At 74.7% G+C, this 16,135-nt stretch carries 4 protein-coding genes; 1 reads left to right on the forward strand and 3 read right to left on the reverse strand.

What is annotated here, in order from left to right; translation table 11 throughout:
• Nucleotides 1–275: 275 nt before the first annotated feature.
• Genes BJP25_RS13945 through sbnA form a run of 3 tightly spaced genes read right to left on the reverse strand, consistent with a single transcriptional unit; the run spans nt 276 to nt 14,939 of the window.
• A complete protein-coding gene (locus tag BJP25_RS13945) occupies nt 276–7,400 on the reverse strand; it encodes a non-ribosomal peptide synthetase (protein ID WP_075975323.1) in 7,125 nt (2,374 codons plus the stop codon).
• Nucleotides 7,400–13,840: a non-ribosomal peptide synthetase gene (locus BJP25_RS13950; RefSeq protein WP_075975324.1), complete on the reverse strand. Its 6,441-nt coding sequence runs from the start codon at nt 13,838–13,840 to the stop codon at nt 7,400–7,402. Before BJP25_RS13950 ends, BJP25_RS13945 begins: the two co-directional genes overlap by 1 nt.
• Nucleotides 13,841–13,898: 58 nt before the next feature.
• A complete protein-coding gene (gene sbnA / locus BJP25_RS13955; protein WP_075975325.1) occupies nt 13,899–14,939 on the reverse strand; it encodes a 2,3-diaminopropionate biosynthesis protein SbnA in 1,041 nt (346 codons plus the stop codon).
• Nucleotides 14,940–15,104: 165 nt separating this feature from the next.
• Between sbnA and BJP25_RS13960 the strand changes: the two genes are divergently transcribed.
• A complete protein-coding gene (locus tag BJP25_RS13960) occupies nt 15,105–16,070 on the forward strand; it encodes a TauD/TfdA family dioxygenase (protein WP_075975326.1) in 966 nt (321 codons plus the stop codon).
• Nucleotides 16,071–16,135 lie beyond the last annotated feature (65 nt).

Here is a 16,135-nt window from a genome sequence, read left to right on the forward strand (position 1 = left end):
ACCTCGGCACATCCGGCTCCGGCCCGCACATTCGGCGGTGCCCGCGGGGGCGGGGTGAGCTGGACGGGGGTGCGCGTACCCCGCACGTGCGCGGGGGACCGCATCGGTGCGGGTGCGGGCGTGCGGGGAATGTGGGTGGTCTCCCCACATGACCGCGGGAGGGGCGCGCGTTACGGGACTCACCGACGTCGAGCACGGCCGAGCAGGCGATGACACGACGAGAGGCGAGGGGCGGCGTTGCCACCCCTCGCCTCTCGTCCCGCGGGTCCTGGTGATCAGGACTTGCCGAGGATGTCCTCGACGACGCCCGCGAGTTCCCGGACGTGCTCCTTCATGACCGAGAAGTGGTCCCCGGTCGTGCGGCGGACGGTGACCTCGTCGGCCAGTTCGGTCCAGCGGTGCAGGTAGTCGGCGAAGCCTTGGTCCTCGGCGGTGACCTCGTGCTCGCCGTCGGCGAGTTCGTCGCTGGCGATGAGGTGGAGGGTGCCGGGGAGGCGGCGGTGGTCGTAGGTCATGGTCATGGTCATGACCTCCTCCCACATCCGGGCGGCGGGCAGCCACATCTCGCCCGCGCCGTGCTCGGGGAGGGTGATGCCGTCGTCGCCGACGATGTCGTCGACGAGGTGTTCGAGCAGCGCCAGGGTGTCGCGGCGCAGGGCGCCGGTGTCCTCGTCGGGGGCGGCGCCCGCCAACTGCTCCAGGTTGGCGACGCACTTCTGGATCAGGCGGTACTCCGACCAGAGGTGCTCCTTGTCGCCCGCGTCCAGGGCGGGGTCGAGCAGGATGAAGGTGACGTCCTCGCCCTGGGCCTTGAGCTGGTGGGCGACCTCGCTGGCGACACCGCTGCCACCGCACCAGCTGAAGACCCGGTAGGGGCCCTCGGGGACGTCCTCGCGCAGCTCGCGGATGTAGCGGGCCGCCATCTGCTCGGTGTTCGGGGACTTGCCCTTGGGGTACTGGCCCGCGGGCCACTCGAAGGCGACCACCGGCAGGTCGGGGTCGAGGTGAGCGGCGAGGCGGTGGTACCAGTGCGCGCTGCCGCCACCGGGGTGGATGCAGACCAGGGGGGTGCGGGTGCCCTCGCGGTTGAGCCACATCAGGGCCCTGGTGTGCTTCTCCCCCGCGTCGACCGCCGCGGCGATGGCGGTGACGGTGCGGTGCTCCAGGAACTGGCGGACGGTGACCTCGATGCCGTGGCGCTCGCGCAGCAGGGCGATGATGCGCAGCGTCAGCAGCGAGTGCCCGCCCAGGTGGAAGAAGTCGTCGTGGCGGCCGACCCGCTCCAGGCCGAACACCTGCGACCACACCTCGGCCACCGCCCGCTCCGAGCGGGTGCGCGGGGCGCTGAACTCCCGCGCCGCGACGCTGGTGGTGGGCTGCGGCAGCGCCCCGCGGTCGAGCTTGCCGCTGGCGTTGAGCGGCATCGACCCCAGGCGCACCCACGCGGTCGGCACCAGGAAGTCCGGCACCTGCCCGCGCAGCTGGTCCCCGAGCAGCGCCAGGTCCTCCGGGGCGCCGTCGGCGAGCACCACGTAGCCCACCAGCTGCTTGACCCCGTCCGGGCCGCGGAAGGCGGCCGCGGCGGCGGCGCGCACCGAGGGCAGCTCGGCCACGGCGGCCTCCACCTCGCCCAGCTCCACCCGGTGCCCGCGGATCTTGACCTGGTGGTCCTGGCGGCCGATGTAGTGCAGGGTGCCGTCCGGGTCCTGGCGGACGATGTCGCCGGTGCGGTAGAGCCGCTGCCCGGGGACGCCGGGGTCGGGCACGAAGCGCTCGGCGGTCAGGTCGGGGCGCCCCTGGTAGCCGCGGACCACGCCAGGGCCGCCCAGCAGCAGCTCGCCCGGCACGCCGAAGGGCACCTCGCGCAGCTGCGCGTCCACCACCAGCACCCGGGTGTGGGTGACCGGGTGGCCGATCGGGATCGACTTGTGCGTCTCCTCGACGGTGATCGCCGGGCGGGCCACGGCGAACACCGTGCCCTCGGTGGGGCCGTAGCCGTTGCCGACCGGGACCCCGTGCTCCAGCGCCGTGCGCACGTGCGGCGGGGACAGCGCCTCACCGCCGACGAGCAGCTGGGTGAGCCCGGACAGCGCCTCGGGCCGCACGTCGACCAGGGCGTTGAACAGGCCAGCGGTCAGCCAGGCGACGGTGACCCCGTGCCGGGAGATCACCTGCTCCAGGTCGGTGGCGGTGGGCGAGCCCGGCGGGACGACGGCCAGCTTGGCGCCGTTGGCCAGCGCGCCCCAGATCTCGAAGGTGGACACGTCGAAGGCCAAGGCGCTGAGCAGCATGAGCGTCTGGTCGGCGTCGAGGGTGGTGTAGTTCGGGTCGCGGACGAGCCGGACCGCGCCGCGGTGGGGCACCATGACGCCCTTGGGCTTGCCGGTCGAGCCCGAGGTGTAGGTGATGTAGGCGAGGTTGTCCGGCGACACCCGCACCGCCGGGGCGGTGGCGGGCTGGTCGTCGAAGCCGTCCCAGCCCGGGGTGACGGCGATCGTGGCGATCCGCCCGGCGAACCGGTCCACGTGCTCGGGGTGGGTGATGAGGGCCCGCGCGCCCGCGTCGTCGAGGATGAAATCGATGCGCGCGGTGGGGTACTTGGGGTCCAGCGGCACGTAGCAGCCGCCCGCGCGCAGCACGCCGAGCATCGCGGCGATGACCTCGATGCTGCGCTCCATGCACACGCCCACCGACACGTCCGGCCCGACGCCGAGCGCGCGCAGGGCGTGCGCGAGCCGGTTGGCCCGCTCGTCGAGCTCGCGGTAGGTGATCCCGGCGTCGAGCAGTTCCACCGCCACCGCGTCCGGCCGGGTCGCGGCCTGCTCGGCCACCAGGTCGGGCAGGCACAGCTCGGGCAGGGCGGGCCAGGTCTCGGCGGGCACCGTCAGCTCGTGGGCGGGGGTGCCGGTGAGGTCGACCGCGCGGGTGCCGCCCTCGGCGACCATCCGCCCGAGCACGTGCAGGAACGTCGCGCCGATGGCGCGCAGCCGCTCCTCGGTCGCCCAGCCGGGCCTGCACTCCAGGCGCAGCTCGCCGGGGAAGGTGACGACGTTGAGCGGGAACTCGTTGGGGCTCTCGTCCGCGACCTCGCCGATGGCCTCGGCCTGGGAGTCCAGGACGTGGAAGTCCAGGTAGGAGAAGATGCAGCTGATCAGCGGGGCGCCGCCGCCCCACTCGCGCTGCATGGCGGGCAGCGGGTAGCGGCGGTGCGCCCACAGCTCGACCTCCTCGGTGAACACCGCGCCGAGCAGGTCGGCCCAGGTGCCCGCGGCGTCGAGGTCGACGGCGAAGGGCAGCGTGTTGAGGTGCATGCCGATCACCTCGTCGCCGCGCTCCAGCTCGGCGCGGCCGTTGCAGACGAAGCCGGAGAAGAACCGGCGCTGCCCGGTGACGATGCCCAGGGTCGCCAGGTGCGCGGTGTGCAGGACGGCCTTGAGCGAGGTCCCGGTGCTCGCCGCCAGCTCGCGCAGCTGCGGGGTCAGGTGGCGCCAGGGGATGCGCAGCTCCTCGACCCGGCCGCTGCCCGCCGGGGCGGTGTCGGCCGGCAGCACGACCCGCTCGAAGCCCTGCACCCGCGAGCGCCAGAACTCCTTGTCCTCAGTGGACTCCAGGGCGGCCTTCTCCAGCGCGACGAAGTCCGCGAAGCGGGCGGCGGGCGGCGCGGGGACGCGGTCGACCTCGCCGTCGCGCACGGCCAGGTACACCTCGCGCAGCTCCCCGATCACCGAGTGGTGGCTCCAGCCGTCGAGGATGGCGTGGCACTCGGTGTGGGTGAGCACCCAGTCGCGCTCGCCCGTCTGGTGCACGTGCCAGGCCAGCTGGGGGGCGCGGGTCACCGGCAGCGGGGTGGTCTGCATGGTGTGCCGGTAGGCCTCGATCACCGCCTGCTGCTCGTCGGGGCCCAGGTGGCGCAGGTCGTCGTGGCCGACCTCCACCGCGACCTCGCTGTGCACCAGTTGCAGCGGCTCGGAGAAGCCGGACATGTCGAACGAGGTGCGCAGGATCTCGTGCCGGTCGAGCACCAGCCGGGCGGCCTCGCGCAGGGCGTCGGGGGAGAAGGCGGTGTCGTCGGACATCGGGAAGCTGGTGACGTTCTGGTACGCCGGGGCTGTCGGGTCGGCCAGCATCTCGTAGACCATGCCCGCCTGCACCTGGCCCATCGGGTAGGCGTCGTCCAGGCCCTCGGGCAGCGCGGCGCGGTCCTCGGGGCGCAGCTGGGTGAACCGGCCGACCAGGGTGTCGGTGACCGCGTCCACCGAGTCCGCGAGCGCGGCCAGCTCGGCGGCGCTCTGGTGGGTGAACACGTCCTGCACGGACAGGTCGAGCCCCGCCGAGCGCAGCGCGCCGATCGCCCGGATGGCGCGGATGGAGTCGCCGCCGACGTCGAAGAACCGGTCGTGCACGCCGACCCGCTCCACGCCCAGCGCGGCGGCGACGGCCTCGACCACCACCTGCTCGGTGCGGGTGCGCGGCGCGACGTACTCCTGGGAGCTGACGCCGCGCTCGGGGGCGGGCAGCTGGCCGCGGTCGGTCTTGCCACTGGTGGTCAGCGGCAGCGCGGTCAGCTCCAGCCACAGGCCGGGGATCATCGCCTCGGGCAGCCGGTCGCGCAGCGCCGAGGTCAGCACCGCGGGGTCCAGCTCCGCGCCCGGCTCGGGCACGACGTAGCCGACCAGGGTGCCCTCGTGCACCGCGGCGGCGCAGGCCAGCACGCCCGGCTGCGCGCCGAGCACCGACTCCACCTCGCCCAGCTCGACCCGGTGGCCGCGCACCTTGACCTGGTGGTCGATGCGGCCGAGGTAGTCGATGGCGCCGTCGGGCAGGTACCGGACCAGGTCGCCGGTGCGGTAGAGCCGCTGCCCGGTGCCGCCGAGGGCGTCCGGGACGAACTTCTCCGCGGTGAGCCCCGGCCTGCCCAGGTAGCCGCGGGCCAGCTGCACGCCGCCGAGCAGCAGCTCGCCGGGCACGCCGATCGGGACCGGGCGCAGGTGCTCGTCGACGACGTAGGTGCGGGTGTTGGCGATGGCGCGGCCGATGGTGACCGGCTGCCCGGTCTCGCAGGCCGCGGCGGTGACGTCCACGGCGGCCTCGGTGGGGCCGTAGAGGTTGTGCAGCTCGGCGCCGATGCGGTCGCGCACCCCGCTGACCAGGTCGGCGGGCAGCGCCTCGCCGCTGCAGATCACCCGGCGCACCGAGGGCAGCGGCCCGAACGGCTCGGCCAGGAACGCCCGCAGCATCGACGGGACGAAGTGCAGGGTGGTGATGCCCTCGGCGGCGATCAGCCCGGCGAGGTAGCGGGCGTCGCGGTGGCCGCCGGGGCGGGCCAGCACCAGGGTGGCGCCGGTGGTCAGCGGCCAGAAGAACTCCCACACCGACACGTCGAAGCCGTACGGGGTCTTCTGGAGCACGCGGTCGGTGGCGTCGAGGCCGTAGGCGTCCTGCATCCAGTGCAGGCGGTTGACGATCGAGCGGTGCGAGACGACCACGCCCTTGGGGCGGCCGGTGGACCCGGAGGTGTAGATGACGTAGGCCGGGTGGTCGGGGTGCACGGCCACGCCGGGGTTGTGCGCGGGCCAGTGGTCGGCCGGGTCGAGGGCGGGGTCGGAGAGCACGACCTCGGCGCCCGCGTCCTCGCACATGTAGGCCAGGCGCTCGGCGGGGTAGTCCGGGTCGAGCGGCAGGTACGCCCCGCCCGCCTTCTGGATGGCCAGCAGCGCCACGACGAGGCCGTGGCCGCGGTCGCGGCGCACGCCCACGACCGACTCCGGGCCCACGCCGTCGTCGATGAGCCGGTGGGCCAACCGGTTCGCCCGCTCGTTGAGCTCGGCGTAGGTCAGCGGGACGCCGTCGTGGACCAGCGCGACGGCGTCCGGTGTGGACTCCACCTGCGCCTCGAACAGCCCGACCAGGGTGCCGGTCGGGTAGTCGACGGCAGTGTCGGTCCAGTCCTGGAGCAGCAGCCGCCGCTGGTCGGCGGGCAGCAGCGGCACGGCGGCGACCGGCGCGCCGGGAGCGGCGGCCAGCCCGCGCACCAGCTCGGTGAACTGCGCGGCCAGCCGCACCACGCTCGACCGGTCGAACAGCGAGGTGGCGAAGGTGAACCCGCCCGCGAGCGAGCCGTCCGGGCGCTCGCCCAGGCCCAGGGTGAGGTCGAACTTGGCGTCGCTCTCCCCCACCGGGATGCCCGCGGTGGCCAGGCCGCCGAAGGTGCCGCCGCCCGCCGCCGGGTCCGCCCACAGGAACATGGTGGAGAACAGCGGCATCCGGGAGGGGTCGCGCACCGGGGACAGCTCGTCGACCACGCGCTCGAAGGGCAGTTCCTGGTGGGAGTAGGCGGCCAGCGCCGTCTCCTTGACCCTGGCGAGCAGGTCGGTGAACGACGGCGACCCGGTCAGGTCGACGCGCAGCACCAGGGTGTTGAGGAACAGGCCGATGAGGTCCTGCACCTCAGCCCGGTCGCGGCCCGCCGCCGGGGTGCCGATGGTGACGTCGGTGCGCCCGGCCTGCCGCGACAGCAGCACCGCGAAGGCGGCCAGCAGCGCCATGAACGGCGTGGCGCCCGCGGCCCTGGCCAGCCGCACGACCTCCCGCGCCGCGTCGGCGGGGATGACCACGGGCACGTGGTCGCCCGCGCTGTCGCGCACCGGCGGCCGGGGCCGGTCGGTGGGCAGGTCCAGCGGGGTCGCGCCCGCCAGGGTGGCGCGCCAGAAGTCGAGCTGGCGCCGCAACCCCGGGCCGGTGAGGGTGGCGCGCTGCCAGGCCGCGTAGTCGGCGTACTGCACCGGCAGCGGGGCGATGGCGGGCTCCTCGCCGCGGGTGGCGGCGGTGTAGCGCTGGTCGAGCTCGCGCCAGAGCACCTGCTCGGACCACTCGTCGAAGGCGATGTGGTGCAGGGTGATGACCAGGGCGTGCTCGTCGGGGCCCAGCGCGGCCAGGGTCGCGGTGAGCACCCGGCCGTGCTCCAGGTCCACCGGCGCGCGGTCGGTGGTCATCCACCCGGCCAGCCGGGCGGCGCGGGCGGCGGGGTCGAGGTCGGTGAGGTCGACCGCGAGCAGCGGCACCGGGCCGGGGGCGTCGACGACCTGCACGGGCTCGCCGTCGACGACCGCGTAGCGGGTGCGCAGCACCTCGTGCCGGGCCACCAGACCGTCCAGGGCGGTGCGCAGCGCGGCGGCGTCGAGCGGCCCGGTCAGCCGCAGGCCGGTGCTCATCAGGTACTCGGTGCCGCTGCGGCCGAGCTGGTCGAGCACCCACAGCCTGCGCTGCGCCGAGGACACCACCAGCGGCGCGCCGTCGCGCGGGACCGGGGTGATCCGGTTGTCGTCGGGGGCGGCCTGCCCGCTCAGGCGGCGCCGCAGCAGCTCCGCGCGCAGGGCGGCGCGGTCGAGGGTTCCAGTCATCACACACCTTCTCGGGAGAGCAGCTCGCGCATCTCGGCGTCGGACAGGCCATCGATCTCCGCGGTGACCGCGTCGGTGACGGCCGCGGCGAGGTCGGCCACCGTGGTGGCCTCGAACAGCACGCGCAGCGGCAGGTCGACGGCGAACGCCGCCCGCAGCCGCGCCAGGACCCGGGTGGCCAGCAGCGAGTGCCCGCCGAGGCCGAAGAAGTCGTCGTGCGCGCCCACCCGCTCCAGGCCCAGCACCTCGGCCCAGGTGCCCGCCACCACCTCCTCGGTGGGGTCGCGCGGGGGCACGTACTCGCGCGCCTCGTCCAGCTCGGTGGCCACCAGCGCGCGCAGCGCGGCCCGGTCGACCTTCTTGCTCGACGACAGCGGCAGCGCGGCCACCACCACCCAGGCCGCCGGGATCATGTACTCGGGCAGCAGCTCGCGCAGGTGCGCGCGCAGGTCGGCGATGTCGGGGTCGCCCTCGCCGTCCCACTCCAGGTAGGCGACCAGGCGCTTGTCGCCGGGGCCCGCCTCCTTGGCCAGCACCGCGGCGGCGCGCACCAGCGGGTGCTTGGCCAGCGCGGCCTCGACCTCGGGCAGCTCGATGCGGAAGCCGCGGACCTTGACCTGGTGGTCGAGGCGGCCCAGGAACTCCACCACGCCGTCGGCGCGGTACCGGACGAGGTCGCCGGTGCGGTAGAGCCGGGCGCCGGGGGTGGTGGCGTAGGGGTCGGGGACGAACTTCTCCGCGGTGAGCCCCGGCCGGTCGTAGTAGCCGCGGGCCAGCCGGGTGCCGCCGACGCACAGCTCCCCGGGCACGCCGACCGGCTGCGGGCGCAGCTGCTCGTCGAGCACCAGCACCCGGGTGCCCGCGACGCCGCGGCCGATGTGCATGGTGGCGGTGGGCCGCTCGGTGGACAGGTCCTCGGCCACCGGGTTGACCATGCAGGTGATGGTCGCCTCGGTGGGCCCGTAGTTGCACATGAACCGGCCGGGCAGGCCGGTGGCGGCCCAGCGCTGCGCGTCGCCCACGGTGACCACGTCCGCGCCGACGTTCATCAGCTTCATCCCCGCCAGCAGGCGGGCGTCGCCCTCCAGCATCTCCCGGTAGTAGGCCGGGGTGATCTCCATGACCGTCACGCCGAAGTGCGCCAGCTTGCCGGGCAGCTCGGCGGGCAGCCAGAACACCGGGTCTGACACCACCAGCGTCGCCCCCGCGGTGAGCGTCACCGCGATCTGGTCCATGGCCAGGTCGAAGGTGAGCGCGGACAGCAGCACCACCCGCTCGCCGGGGCGGATGCCGTAGTAGTCCGAGATGACCCGGCAGTGGTGGGCGTAGGCGCGGTGGGCGACCATCACGCCCTTGGGGCGGCCGGTGGAGCCGGAGGTGTAGATCATGTAGGCGAGGTTCGCCGGGTGCCCCACCGGCGCCGGGTCGGTGTCGGGCTCGTGCGCCCAGGTGGCCGGCTCGTCCGCGACGAGCACGACGCGGCCGGGCTTGCGCAGCCGCTCGGCGTGCCCGGTCGTGGTGGCCACGACGGCCGCGCCCGCGTCACCGATCATGAAGTCGAGCCGGTCCTCGGGGTGCTCGGGGTCGAAGGGCACGTACACCCCGCCTGCCTTGAGCACCGCGAGCAGCACCACCACGGCCTCCACGCCGCGCTCCAGGCAGGAGCCGACCTTGACCTCCGGGCCGACGCCCAGGCCGCGCAGGTGGTGGGCGAGGCGGTTGGCGCGGGCGTTGAGGTCGGCGAAGGTGATCTCCTGGTCGCCGAAGACCAGCGCGACCGCCCCCGGGGTGCGGGCCACCTGCTGCTCGAACAGGGCGGGCACGGCCAGGTGGTGCTCGGCGGGCGGGTCCAGCTCGTCGAGGCGGTGGGCGTCGGGGTCCGGCCAGGCGCCGAGGATGTCGGCGCGCTCGGCGGGCGCGAGCGGGTCGATCAGGCCGATGGGCCGGTCGGGGGCGTCGGCCACGCCCGCCAGCACGCGCAGGTAGTGCCCGGCGAGGCGGCGCACGGTGGCCTCGTCGAACAGCGCGGTGGCGAACTCGAACCAGCAGCGCAGCACGCCGTCGGCGCGCTCCTTGACGGTGAGGGTCAGGTCGAACTTCGCGACCTCGGCGCCCGAGGCCAGGCCCACCGCGGCGCAGCCCGCCAGCCGCGGCGGCACCACCCCGCCGACGTGCTGGACCTCGAACATGACCTGGAACAGCGGGTTGCGCGACAGGTCGCGGCTGGGTTGCAGGGCGTCGACCAGGTGCTCGAAGGGCACGTCCTGGTTGGCGAACGCGGTCAGCGCCGTCGACTTGACCCGCGCGACCAGCTCCGCGAACGTCGGGTCGCCGCCGAGGTCGGTGCGCAGCACCAGGTTGTTGATGAAGAAGCCCACCAGGTGCTCGGTCTCGGGCCGGGTGCGCCCGGCGACCGGGGTGCCCACGGCGATGTCGGTGCGCCCGGTGTAGCGGGACAGCAGCACGTCGAAGGCGGCCAGCAGCACCATGAACGGCGTGGCGCCGGTGCGGGCGCCCACCTCGCGCAGGCCCGCGGCGGCCGCGGCGGGCACCTCGACGACGACGGTGCCGCCGCGCAGGTCGCGCTCGGCCGGGCGGGGCCGGTCGGTGGTCAGCTCCAGCGGGGTCAGCCCGGCCAGCTCGCGCTTCCAGTGCTCCAGCTGCCCAGCCAGGGTGCCGTCGGCCTCCCGCTCGCGCTGCCAGACCGCGAAGTCGGCGTACTGCACCGGCAGCGGCTCCAGCGCCGCGCCCGCGTAGGCGCGGTCGAGGTCGGCCAGGAAGGTGCCCATGGACCAGGCGTCGAAGGCGATGTGGTGCAGGGTGATCGCCAGCAGGTGCCGGTCGGGTCCGGTGCGCACCACGGTGGTGCGCAGCTGGTGCTCGGCGGCCAGGTCGAACGGGCGCGCGCCCTCGGCGTCGACCAGGGCGGCGGCGCGCTGCTCGGCGTCGTCGTGGCCGGACAGGTCGACCACGGTGAACGGCACCCGCCCCACCGGGTCGACGACCTGGGTCGGGGTGCCGCCGTCGCTGACGTAGCGGGTGCGCAGCACCTCGTGCCGGGCGACGACCGCGTCCACCGCCGCGCGCAGGGCGCCGGTGTCCAGCGGGCCGGTGAGGTCGAAGGCCAGCGGGATCAGGTACTCGGCGCTGCCGGGCTCCAGCTGGTCGAGGAACCACAGCCGCTGCTGGCCCGACGAGGTGGGCAGGGCGTGGCCGCGGGGCACCGGGACGACCGGCGGCACCCGCTCGGCGCCCTCGCCGGGGTCGTCGGAGTCGGCCAGCGCGGCGATCCTGGCGACCGTGCGGCCCTCGAACAGCGCCCCCGCGGTGACCTCGACGCCCAGGGCCTTGCGCAGCCGGTGGGCGAGGCGGATGGCCAGCAGCGAGTGCCCGCCGAGGGCGAAGAAGTCGTCCTCGGCGCCGACGCGCTCGCACCCCAGCAGCTCGGCCATCACCCCGGCGACGGTGCGCTCGGCGTCGGTGCGCGGCTCGACGTACCCGCCCGCGGGCTCCGGCTCGCGGGCCTGGTCGGGCGCGGGCAGCCGGGAGCGGTCGACCTTGCCGTTGGGCAGCAGCGGGAACGCCTCCAGCGCCACCACCACCGAGGGGATCATCGCGGGGGTGAGCCGGGTGGCGAGGTGCTCGCGCAGCTCGTCGGCCGCGGCGGTGGCGCCGGGCTCGGCGACGACGTAGGCCACCAGCTCCAAGTCGCCCGCGGCACCCCGGTGCGGGGTCACCAGCGCGGCGGCGACGGCCGGGTGGGCACGCAGGGCGGCCTCGACCTCGCCGGGCTCGACGCGCACGCCGCGCACCTTCACCTGGGCGTCGAGGCGGCCGACGAACTCCAGGGTGCCGTCGGCGCGCCACCGGGCGAGGTCGCCGGTGCGGTACCAGCGCTGCCCGGGGGTGCTCGCGTGCGGGTTCGGGGTGAACCGCTCGGCGGTCAGGTCGGGGCGGCCGACGTACCCGCGGGCGACGCCGACGCCGGTCACGCACAGCTCGCCGGGCACGCCCACGGGGACGAGCCGGTCCTGGGCGTCGACGACGTGCACCTCCAGACCCGGCAGCGGTGAGCCGATCGGCACGATGCTGTCTGTGGTGTCGGTGCTGTCGGTGCTGTCTGTGCTGTCGGTGGCACCGCGCTCGTAGCGCCACGCGGTCGAGTCGATGGAGCACTCGGTGGGGCCGTAGGTGTTGTAGACCGCCACGTCCACGGCGTCGAGCAGCCGCTCGCACAGCTCGCTGGGCAGCGGCTCGCCCGCCGAGCAGACCACGCGCAGCGCGGTGCACTCGGGCAGCCGCGGCTCGGCCACGACGGCGTGCAGGATCGAGGGGACGAGCTGGAGGACGGTGACCCCGTGGTCGGCGACGGCACCCACCATGACGGCGGTGTCCTTGTGCGCGTCCGCGGGCGCCATCACGACAGCGCCACCGGAGACCAGGGGCGCCAGGAACTCCCACACCGACGCGTCGAAGCTGATCGTCGTCTTCTGGAGCACGCGGTCGGCGGCGGTGAGCCCGTGGGTGCGCACCGACCACAGGACCCGGTTGCGGATGCCGCCGTGGGTGACCGCGACGCCCTTGGGGCGACCGGTCGAGCCGGAGGTGTACATGGTGTACGCGGTGTTGTCCGGCGAGAGCGGGACCGGTCCGAGCGGGCCGGCGGCGGCGACCTCCGGGGCGTCGACGAGCACGGCGCGCAGCTCGCGCGGCAGCACGTCCCGCACGGACGCCTCGGTCAGCACCAGGTCCACACCGGAGTCGTCGAGGATGTGGGCCAAGCGCTCGACGGGCAGGTCGGGGGCCAGCGGCACGTGCACACCGCCCGCGGCCAGCACCGCCAGCAGGGCGACGACCAGGTCCGCGCCGCGGTGCAGCGCCACGCCGACAGGCGTCTCGGTGGTGACGCCCTGGGCGCGCAGGTACCCCGTCAGGCGCTCGACGCGGGCGTTCAGCTCGGCGTAGGTGATCTCCGCCCCGCCCGCCACCACGGCCGTGGCGGCGGGGGTGGCGAGGGCCTGGGCGCGGAACAGCTCGGGCAGCGAGCCCGCCACCGGCGCGGCGGGCCCGGGCTGCCACCCGGCGATCAGCGCGCGCTCGGCGGCGGGCACGGTCTCGACCAGGCTCAGCGGCACCTCGGGGGCGGCGGCGACGCGGTCGAGCAGGGCGAGGTAGGTCCGCGCCATGCGCTCCACGCGGTCGCGGTCGAACAGCGCCGTGGGGTAGAGCAGGCGGGCGCCCCAGGAGCCGTCCCGGTTCTCCGCCATGTTCAGCGACAGGTCGAAGGTGGCGCTCATGGTGGCGGCGGGCACCGGCTCCACGGTGACCCCGGGCAGGTTCAGCCGCTCGCCGCGTCCGTTGTGGACGACGAAGGCGACCTGGAACAGCGGGTTGCGGGACAGGTCCCGGTCGGGCTCCAGCTCGGCCACGACGCGCTGGAACGGCACGTCGGGGTTCTCGAACGCCTCCAGGGTGGTCTCCCGGGTGCGCACGAGCAGGTCCGCGAAGCTGGGGTCGCCGTCGAGGTCGGTGCGCAGCACCACCGTGGACACCAGCGGGCCGACCAGCTGCTCCAATTCCACCTGGTTGCGCCCGGCCATGGTGACCCCGACGCCGAGGTCGCCCACCCCGGCGTAGCGGCTGACGAGCAGGTGGAAGGCGGCCAGGTAGGTCATGAACGGGGTGGCGCCGCACGCGCGGCCCACGGCGAGCAGGGCCGCGGCGCGGTCGGCGGGCACGGTGAACTCGACGGTGCCGCCCGCCGGGTCCCAGCGCGCCGGGCGCGGCCGGTCGGTGGGCAGGTCCAGCGGCGCGAGCCCGCTCAGCCGCTCCCGCCAGTAGGCCTCCTGGCGGGCCAGCCCGGCGTCCGGGTCCTCCCACCGCTCGCGCTGCCAGTCCGCGAAGTCGGCGTACTGCACCGGCAGCGGCTCCAGCGGCGACGGCTCACCCTGGGTGTAGGCGGTGTAGAGCACGCGCAGCTCGCCCGCGAGGATGCCCATCGAGGAGTTGTCGAAGGCGATGTGGTGCACCACCACCAGCAGCACGGCCTCGTCCTCGGCCAAGCGCACGAGGGTGACCCGCCACGGCGCCGCGGTGAGGTCGACCGGCGTGCTCGCCTGCTCCCGCGCGACCGCCGACAGCCGGGCCTCCCGCTCGTCGGCCGCCACCGCCGTCAGGTCCACTGTGGTCAGCGGGGCCGGGCCGGGGTCGTCGATGACCTGCACGGGGTGCCCGTCGACCTCGGCGTAGTGGGTGCGCAGCACCTCGTGCCGGGTGGCGATCGTGCTCAGCGCGCGCTCCAGGGCGCGGGTGTCCAGGGCCCCGCGCAGCCGGAAGCCCCAGTGCAGCAGGTACTCCTGGGCGCCGGACCGCAGCTGGTCGAGGAACCACAGCTGCTCCTGCTCGAAGGACAGCGGGTAGTGCCCGTCGCCGTATTCCATCGGTTCGCCTTTCACCGGGTGGCGGTATGTCGGGGTGGCGGTCTGCCGGGTCAGGGGGTCAGGGGCGCGCGGCGGGGACGAGCACGCCGCCGGGGTGGGCGGCGACCCGCTCGCGCGGCGCCCACAGGTGCGCGACGTCGCCGAAGTGCTCGGCCACCCAGTCGTCGTCGTAGACGGTGTCGAGGTAGCGCTCGCCGCGGTCGGGGAGCACCAGGGCGCAGGTGGCGCCCGCGGGGATGCGGTCGCGCATGCTCTCCAGGGCGGAGACGACCGCGCCGGAGGACCCGCCCGCCAGGATCGCCTCGCGCGCGGCCAGCCGCCTGCACCCGACGACGGCGCCGAGGTCGTCCACCCGGACCACCTCGTCGGCCAGGCCGTCGGCGTGCAGGGCCGGGCGCACCGAGGCGCCGTGCCCGGGGATGAGCCTGCCGCCGACCGCGGGCCCGAAGATGTTGCTGCCCAGGGCGTCGACCGCCACGACGGTGACCGGCAGGTCGTGCTCGCGGATGTACTCCGCGCACCCGCGCAGGGTGCCGCAGGAGCTGGTCGCGCAGAACAGGTAGTCGAGGGTGGGCAGCGCCTCCAGCACCTCGCGGACGGTGGCGTGGTGCGCGCGCGGGTTCAGCGGGTTGGCGTACTGGTTGGGGCAGTAGGCGTGCGGGGTGGTGGCGACCAGCTCGCGGACGCGGGCGATGCGCACCGGCAGGTACTCCCCCGTCCCGGGGTCGACGTCGGTGACCACCTCCACCTCGGCGCCGAAGGCGCGCATGATGGCGATGTTCTGCCGGTTGGTGCGCGGGTCGACCACGCAGACGAACCGGATGCCGTGGTAGCCGCAGAACTGCGCGATGCCGATGCCCAGGTTGCCCGAGCTGGACTCCACCACCACCGAGCGGCCGGGCACCAGCTCGCCGTCGTCGAGGCGGTGGCGCAGCATCTCCAGCGCGGAGCGGTCCTTGATGCTGCCGCCCGGGTTCGCCGACTCCAGCTTGGCGAACGCCCGGAAGGGCGCGCCGGGCAGCAGCCGCGCCAGCTCGACCAGCGGGGTCGACCCGACGGTGGCGAGCACCCCGGTGACCGGGTGGTGGTGTGATGCCATGGGTTCCGCTCCTCGCGTGCTCCGCTCGGGGATGTGCGCCCACCGAGGGTCCCGCACCCGGGCGCGCGGGCGCAGGGAAGAAGCGGCAGACCCCACGACCACCGCGGCGCCATGTCTGCCGGAAGTTCTCTGCTGCCAACGCGCGCAATCGCCCACTGTGGACATATGGTGCCTGCACACTCACCCACACCCCTGTCCACGGAGCAGAACGAGCTACCGCTGCCGCACGTCGTCGCGGCCTCCGGGAGCGCGACGGAGTACCTGGCCGCGCACCGGGAGCAGGTGCGCGCGCGGCTGCGCGAGCACGGCGCGGTCCTGCTGCGCGGCTTCGACATCGGCGGCGTCGACGGCTTCGACGCCGTCGTCCGCGCGGTGTCCGGCGCGCCGCTGACCTACGCCGAGCGCTCGTCGCCGCGCAGCACGATCAAGGGCCAGGTCTACACCTCGACCGATTACCCGCCCGCCGAGGAGATCTTCCTGCACAACGAGAACTCCTACCAGGCGAGCTGGCCGCTGTCGCTGTTCTTCTACTGCGTCACGCCGCCGGACACGCTGGGGGCGACCCCGCTCGCGGACACCCGCCGGGTGCTCGCCTCGATCGACCCGCAGGTGCGCGAGGAGTTCACCCGCCGCGGCTGGCGCGTGGTGCGCAACTTCACCGACGGCTTCGGCGTCCCCTGGCGCCAGGCGTTCAACACCGACGACCGGGCCGAGGTCGCCGCGTACTGCGCCAAGAACGGCGTCGAGGTGGAGTGGGTGGGCGCGGACGGGCTGCGCACCACCGCCCGCCGCGCCGCGGTGCACCACCACCCGGTCACCGGGGAGCCGGTGTGGTTCAACCACGCCACCTTCTTCCACGTCACCACGCTGGCCGAGGAGGTCTGCGAGGGGCTGCGGGAGCTGTTCGGCGAGGACGAGCTGCCCACCAACACCTACTTCGGCGACGGCGGCCGGATCCCCGACGACGTGGTGGCGCACCTGCGCGACTGCTACCGCGCCGCGACCCGGCGGTTCGACTGGCAGCGCGACGACGTGCTGGTGGTGGACAACATGCTCAGCGCGCACGCCCGCGAGCCGTTCACCGGCCCGCGCAAGATCGCCGTGGCGATGGCCGAACCGCACGTGCCCTGAACCGCCCCGACCGGAACCGCCCACACCCGCCCCGCGCGGAAGCCGAGAACCCCGGACCCTCCCTC

This window comes from Actinokineospora bangkokensis, assembly GCF_001940455.1.
In the GTDB taxonomy this organism is placed as follows: domain Bacteria; phylum Actinomycetota; class Actinomycetes; order Mycobacteriales; family Pseudonocardiaceae; genus Actinokineospora; species Actinokineospora bangkokensis.

Coding starts and splice junctions, on each gene's coding strand:
- BJP25_RS13945 (WP_075975323.1), bottom strand. CDS start 7,400: ATGACTGGAACCCTCGACCGCGCCGCCCTGCGCGCGGAGCTGCTGCGG.
- BJP25_RS13950 (WP_075975324.1), bottom strand. CDS start 13,840: ATGGAATACGGCGACGGGCACTACCCGCTGTCCTTCGAGCAGGAGCAG.
- sbnA (WP_075975325.1), bottom strand. CDS start 14,939: ATGGCATCACACCACCACCCGGTCACCGGGGTGCTCGCCACCGTCGGG.
- BJP25_RS13960 (WP_075975326.1), top strand. CDS start 15,105: ATGGTGCCTGCACACTCACCCACACCCCTGTCCACGGAGCAGAACGAG.